A 6,563-nucleotide genomic window follows, 5' to 3' on the forward strand; every position below is an offset into this window, starting at 1 on the left:
TCGTACTACGGGAACCGGGAGGAGCGAACCCGATCAGCTTTTCGCGGGGCCGGGAGACAAGGGTGCGCGCGGCAGGCGAGCGGAGAGCTGGGTTGCGACTTCCGCCCGGGACGGTGGATCGGCCCCGGGGCGCGACACCGTGATCGCCGCAGCGGCCGCGCTCATTCGCAGGATCGCTTCAAGGTCCGAGGGGGAAACGGCGCGGAGAGCGTTGCGCTGACTGGCGCCGGTGAGCTCCGCGTGGATCAGGCCGTCGATGAGAGCCCCCATGAAGGTATCGCCCGCGCCAACCGTGTCCACCACAGCAGTTGTCACAGCGGGAATGCCCACAACGCCGGTAGCGGTGACAGCCAATGCCCCGTCGGCACCGGTGGTGACGACTACCACTGCTGGCCCCAAGCGCTGCCACCGCGTCGCGACCTCAACAAGATCGGCATTCGGATGCAGCCAGCGTAAGTCCTCGTCACTTGCCTTCACCACGTCGGCGCGTCGCACCAGCGAAGCCACGCGAGCGCGCGCGTCCGCCGGATCTTGCAGTAGCGAGGGGCGGATGTTCGGGTCGTACGTGATCGTGGCGGACCGGCGCACCGCGTCGACGAGGCGCGAGACGTCGTCGGCTCCAGGGCCGAGTAGGGCGGCGACCGAGCCGACGTGCAGCACGTCTGCGCCGGCGACCGACACGCCCCCCAAGGCCCAGTCGATGTCGAACTCGTACGTCGCGGCGCCGGCTGCGTCCAGATGGGCGGTCGCAGTTGCGGTGCGCGGTGCGTGAGTGGCATCGACGGTGACGCTGGAACGCTCCAGCCAGTCGCGCACAGAACGGCCGTGCGAGTCATCCCCGAGCCGTGTCACCAAGTGCGGCGTCCGGCCGAGGCGTCCGAGGGTCAGCGCGACGTTCGCCGGACTTCCGCCCGGCGCCGCATCGACCGAGCCGTCGGCCCGATGGACGATGTCGACTAGGGCTTCGCCGACGACTACGACCCGAGCGCCCGCAACATAACTCATTCCTTCCCCCCACGGGCGCCGGTACTGCTAGCCATCGGGCGTTGAGAGGAGAGGAAGCGGGTCAGCGAGGGGCAGGTCATCAGCTCGCCCGCGCAGTGTCAAGCCGGACGAAGTGCTGCATGCCGGCCCGTGTCAGCCGCGCCCGACATGGAAGCGGACGACCCTTACACCCTTCGATTGCGCCCGGCTGGCCGCCAGTTCCCTCGCTGGAGCGAGAGCCTATCTGGGGACGTTCGACATCAAGCCAGGCGGTGCGTATCCGACGAACGCTCGTGGGTGTGACCTTCATGAGGACTAGAATGACATCGTTGTCAGAGAATGTCACGCTCATACACCGACCTGGGGGATCCTTCTGGCACACGCAAGGAGGAATGTGAAGCACTTCACATTCGTCGGGACTCGGAGCGAGAACCCGGCGGCGATCGATTGCGCGGCTGCAGCGGCGGTCAGCGCATCAGGAAACGCCGTAGCAGTCCTGTCGCCAAATACCGATCCTTCCTTTCGCTGTCTCACGCCGAGGGCCACGCCGTGGCGGCGTGTGGGACCGGGCAGGGTGTTCAGGTGACAAGCCGATTTGCTTCCGGTAGCCCGCAGGGGTCTTCCGCCGCGGCCCGGCGTCGAGGGCGGTGGCGAAGGACTTTGGTGGCCGGGCTCACCGCGCTTTTGCTCGCGCCTCTGGTGAGCTGTGGGGTGACGAGCGAACCGGACCCGTCTCCACCGGCACCAGCGCCGAGTACAGCCCGGCCCGCGGAGGACGCGGCTTACCGGCCGGACATTCACCTCACTCCGGACCAGAACTGGATGAATGACCCACAGCGCCCGTTCTTTGCGGGTGACGAGTGGCACCTGTATTACCTGTACAACTCGGACTATCCCGACGGCAACGGCACCGAATGGTTTCACGCCACATCAACGGACCTCGTGACGTGGCAAAACCGGGGGGTCGCGATCCCGAAGTACCAGAACGGGCTCGGAGACATCCAATCCGGAAGCGCCGTGGTCGACGCTGAAAATACCGCCGGCTTCGGCCGCGGCGCCATCGTCGCCCTAGTAACACAGCAGGATCAAGGCGTGCAGCGACAGTCCTTGTTCTGGTCTACCGACGACGGCTACACCTTCACGGCATACGAAGGCAATCCAGTCATGGACAATCCTGGTGCGTCGCACTGGCGGGATCCGAAAGTGGTGTGGGACGACGCTTCTCGGCAGTGGGTGATGGTCCTCGCCGAGGGCGAGAAGATTGGCTTCTACACCTCGCGCAACCTGAAGGAATGGACCTATCGCTCCGGATTCGAGCGCGACGATCTAGGGCTGCTCGAATGCCCCGACCTCTTCGAGATGTCGATCGATGGCGACCCGAGTCGCACCACGTGGGTCCTCGGTACCAGCGCGAATGGCGTCGCGTACGGGCGAACGACGGGCTATGCCTACTGGACAGGCCACTGGGATGGGGAGAGGTTCGCGGCCGCTCGAGTTGAGCCTCAGTGGCTGGACGGCGGGTCGGACTTCTATGCCGCCGTCACGTGGGAGGACCCGCGCCTGAACCCGGCGGACCGAATGGCGCAGCGCTTCGCACTGGGATGGATGAATAACTGGTCTTACGCGGGTGAACTGCCTACGACCAGCTGGTTCGGTGGTGCCCAGTCGATCGTCCGCACTCTTCGCCTCGACGCAGCAACCGGTGGCGCGCCGGTCCTTCACAGTTCCCCCATTGATCAGCTCGTGGAAATCGAGAGGGACGTGCAACAGGCTGGAGGCCTGACCATCGATTCTGACGCGGGGCCATCAGTGGTGCCGCAGCCGGGCAGCAAGGCATTCCGGATCCAGCTGAGCTTGAGCAAAGCCTCTTTCGACGCCGATGAGTTGCAGGTTGTGATCGGCTCTCCTGGCCGAACAGTCACGGTGGGTTTCAACGCGATCCGGCAAGAGGTATTCCTTGTCCGCGATACCGACGTGGTGGCAGGGGAGATGCCGATGCTGTACCGAGACCTCCGCGCAGTACCGGCGGTCTGGTCCTCGTCGGGCGAGATCGAGATCGACATTTTCGTGGACGGCTCGACGCTGGAGGTGTTCGTCGAGGATGGCGCGGAGTCGCTTTCGTCCCTCATCTTTCCGGGGTCGATGGACCTGACCATTTCGGCCGCTGGCGGGCGAGCAACAATTCCCGAGCTTCAGGTGGCCGATTTAGCGCCGTGACGGCGGAGAGGTCGGGGCCCGGAGATCACGGGGTTGCTACCTAACGCCGGGGAGGGGCGGTGGAGTCGCGGATTACCAGCGCGCAGGGGAACTCGGCGTGCGTGCGAACGGTCTTCTCATCGTCCATCTCAGCCGCCAGGGCAGACATGGCCCAGGCGCCCATCTGGAAGTGTGGAAGCGCGACGGTTGTGAGGCCCGGATCGAGGCCCGCCGCGATGATCTCCAGGTCGTCCACCCCGACGATCGAAACATCGTCGGGAACGCGCAGCCCTCGAGCTGCCGCGCCCTGATACACACCCATTGCAATTTGGTCATTGAAGCAGAACACGGCGGTCGGCATCTCTGTGCCCGAGAACAGTGCTGCGGCAGCCTCGCGCCCTCCGACCGCAGTGGATGCGACTCGCACCAGCTGGGCTTCGGGCGCGTCGAAGGCCCGTCGCCACTCGAGTTCGCGACCGGCGCGAGCCGGGGTGTCGTCCACCGTCGATGCCATCGCGATCTCGCGGTGCCCGAGTGCCGTCAGATGCTTCAGCGCGATACGTCCGATCTGCCGCTCGTCTGGCACGACTGAGGAATACCCGCGATCTGGGTCGGTGGCGTGCACCAGCACCGTTGGAACATTCAACAGCCGGTCAGGGACCGCTACAACCTCGTGGGACATTCGAGCGTAGATGACCCCATCGACGCCGCCACGCTCGAGCAGCATCTGTAGTTGCTGGCGCTCCAGTTCCGGATCCGCCTCGCTCTCGACGACCATAAGAACGGTGTCGCGTTCCCGCGCCTGATCTTGCGCTCCAAGTAGCACGCGTCCCGCGTGCGGAGTGCTCGAGATGCGATCCCCAACGAATCCGACCACGCCTGTGCGGTTACGCCGCAACGCGATCGCTGCGCGGTTAGGGACGTATCCCATAGCCCGCGCAACATCCAAGACCCGCTCTCGGGTGCTCTCCTTCACCGGACGTGCTCCGCTGATCGCGTGCGACACGGTGGTCGGTGAAACGCCGGCCGCTGCGGCGATGTCTCGGATGTCGGGTCTCGCTGATGATCCCGACATAAGTAGTCTCCTTCGCGACCAGCATATGCGGGCACACGTCGGAGACTGTTGAATCGTGTGAATTCATGGTGCGTCGGGCTCCTGACAACGATGTCAATCAGTGTTTTACACTGTAGGCACGGTGGTAGTCGAAGTCAAGGCCCCCTCTGGACGGCTCCCGCCGCCAACTCAGACCGGTCGGTCTATGGTCTGATTTCGCCTGTCCCACGCTCTATCAACGTGGTCGGGATCACGACGGTCGACGGCGGGTGGACGGCCCCGTCGAGACGGGCGAAGATCTGTTCGGCGGCGGTGGAGCCGATGGTGTGGGCGTCCTGAGCGACCACGGTGACTCCCGGCTCAAGCAAGTCTGCGAGAGGCAGGTCGTCGAAACCGACCAGAGCGACCCGGCGTTGCAGGTTTCGAGCACGCAGGGCATGGAGCGCCCCAAGCGTGACCAGGTTCTGGGCGCTGAAGACCGCGGTGGGCGGGTCCTCACCGTCGAGGAGCTCGCCGAGGGCCCGCTCCGCGGATGCCGCGTCGTGCAGATCTGGACGCTGCGGTGCGTTGAACGTCGACACGCCCGCCCTGCCGAGCTCTTCCAGGAACCCGCGGCGCCTTTCCGTCGCAGTCTGAATCGTGAGCCGGTCACCGAGAAATGCGATGCGGCGGTGCCCGTGTGCGAGAAGGTGCGCAGTGGCGCGAGCAGCGCCGTCGGCGTTGTCGCTGGTGACCACGTCGACCTGGAGGCCCGATGGTTCCCGGTCGACGAAAACCACGGGCGTGCCGCGCTCAAGCGTGGGCAGCAGATAGTTGTGGCTACGTGAGGCGGTGGTGAGAATCAGCCCGTCCACCCGTCGGCGGAGAAAAGCCTCGACCGCGCGTTGTTCGCGGGACGGGTCGTCGTCCAGGCTCGACGCGAACACGGCGACATCGCGCTCGATCGCGGCGTCTTCGATCGCCCGGTGAATGGCACCCGCGAACGGGTTGTCCACACTGCCCACGAGCAACCCCAATGTGCGCGTCCGTCCGTCCGCCCGCCGTAAGTTTCCGGCATGAACGTCGAGGTGATAATCCAGGCTGCGTGCCGCATCCCGCACCCGGGCAGTTGTTGCCGCCGACACATTCGGCTCGCCATTGATCACGCGCGAGACGGTCTTCACGCCGACGCCCGCAAGCGCGGCCACGTGCTTCATGGTGGCACGCGGTCGCGCGGCGCCCTCGCTGGCGTGGCCGTTTGACATCGGTGTCACATTCATATCTCCATCGGGTCGATTTGCTTGACTCTACCGACTATCTCGTCTAAGAACTTATCTGACATCGTTGTCAATCGACAGCGGAACTTGCTACCGAAGGAAATTTCAATGGGGAATCACATGCATCGTGGGCCACGGGCCCTGTTCACCGCCGGCGCTCTCGCCGCAGCAACAGCACTGGCCCTGACCGGCTGCGCGTCCGCCAGCGGTGGCACATCGCCCTCCGCGGCCAGTGACGGCAGCAGCGACGAGATCGGCGTATCCCTGATCGTCAAGACCAACTCGAACCCTTTCTTCATCGCGATGCAGGAGGGTGCGGAAGCTGCCGCGGACGAGAACGGCGTCGCCTTGACAATGGCCGCCGGCAAGGAGGACGGAGATGAGGACACACAGATTCAGGCCATCGAGGCGGCGATCTCGAAGGGTGACGCGGGGATTTTGATCACACCGAACGGCCCCGCCGTTCTGGATGCGATCGAGAAGGCTCGCGACGCAGGTCTGTTCGTGATCGCGCTCGACACCGTGCCCGACCCGGCCGACGCTGTGGACATCACCTTCGCGACGGACAACTACCTCGCAGGTCAGCTCGTCGGCCAATGGACGGCGGGCACGTTGGCCGGGGACGACGCGGTGATCGGACTCATCGACTTGTTCGACGACAAGGCCGTGAGTGTCGACTACAACCGCGATCAGGGCTTCCTCGACGGGATGGGCATCGACCTCGCCGATGAGCAGGCCAACGGAGACGAAGAGGCCAGCGGCGAATACAGCGGCGGCAGCTACACCATCGTCGGCAACGAAGCCTCACAGGGCGCCGAGGACGGCGGGCGTGCCGCGATGGAGAACCTGCTCGCGAAGAATCCGGACATCAACGTCGTGTACACGATCAACGAGCCAGCCGCGTACGGAGCCTTCCAAGCCCTCGAGGCAGCAGGCAAGGGGCCGGATGATGTACTCATCGTCTCGATCGATGGAGGGTGTGCCGGTGTCGGTCAAGTGGCTGACGGCATCATCGACGCCACCAGCCAGCAGTACCCCGTGAAGATGGCCGAACTCGGCGTCGAGGCGATTGT

The 6,563-nt window shown here is 65.1% G+C and carries 5 protein-coding genes; 2 read left to right on the forward strand and 3 right to left on the reverse strand.

Annotated features, from left to right (window positions below):
- Nucleotides 1-33 precede the first annotated feature (33 nt).
- Nucleotides 34-1,005 (reverse strand): carbohydrate kinase family protein, encoded by a 972-nt coding sequence (locus ACPW96_RS20420; protein ID WP_425885320.1) that lies wholly within the window; start codon nucleotides 1,003-1,005, stop codon nucleotides 34-36.
- A gap of 642 nt (nucleotides 1,006-1,647) precedes the next feature.
- Between ACPW96_RS20420 and ACPW96_RS20425 the strand changes: the two genes are divergently transcribed.
- Entirely contained in the window at nucleotides 1,648-3,201 is a 1,554-nt protein-coding gene (locus tag ACPW96_RS20425; RefSeq protein WP_425885321.1) for a glycoside hydrolase family 32 protein, read from the forward strand.
- Nucleotides 3,202-3,241: 40 nt separating this feature from the next.
- Here ACPW96_RS20425 and ACPW96_RS20430 read toward each other — a convergent pair whose 3' ends face one another.
- Nucleotides 3,242-4,255, reverse strand: a complete 1,014-nt coding sequence (locus ACPW96_RS20430; protein ID WP_425885323.1) for a LacI family DNA-binding transcriptional regulator — start codon at nucleotides 4,253-4,255, stop codon at nucleotides 3,242-3,244.
- 182 nt (nucleotides 4,256-4,437) lie between these two features.
- Nucleotides 4,438-5,430, reverse strand: a complete 993-nt coding sequence (locus tag ACPW96_RS20435; protein WP_425821759.1) for a LacI family DNA-binding transcriptional regulator — start codon at nucleotides 5,428-5,430, stop codon at nucleotides 4,438-4,440.
- 168 nt (nucleotides 5,431-5,598) lie between these two features.
- On the opposite strand from ACPW96_RS20435, the gene ACPW96_RS20440 reads away from it, so the two are divergent.
- Nucleotides 5,599-6,563: substrate-binding domain-containing protein (locus ACPW96_RS20440; RefSeq protein WP_425885325.1), on the forward strand; the 965-nt coding region annotated here is incomplete at its 3' end.

The sequence above is a fragment of the Micromonospora sp. DT81.3 genome (assembly GCF_049847225.1).
GTDB lineage: Bacteria > Actinomycetota > Actinomycetes > Actinomycetales > Microbacteriaceae > Microbacterium.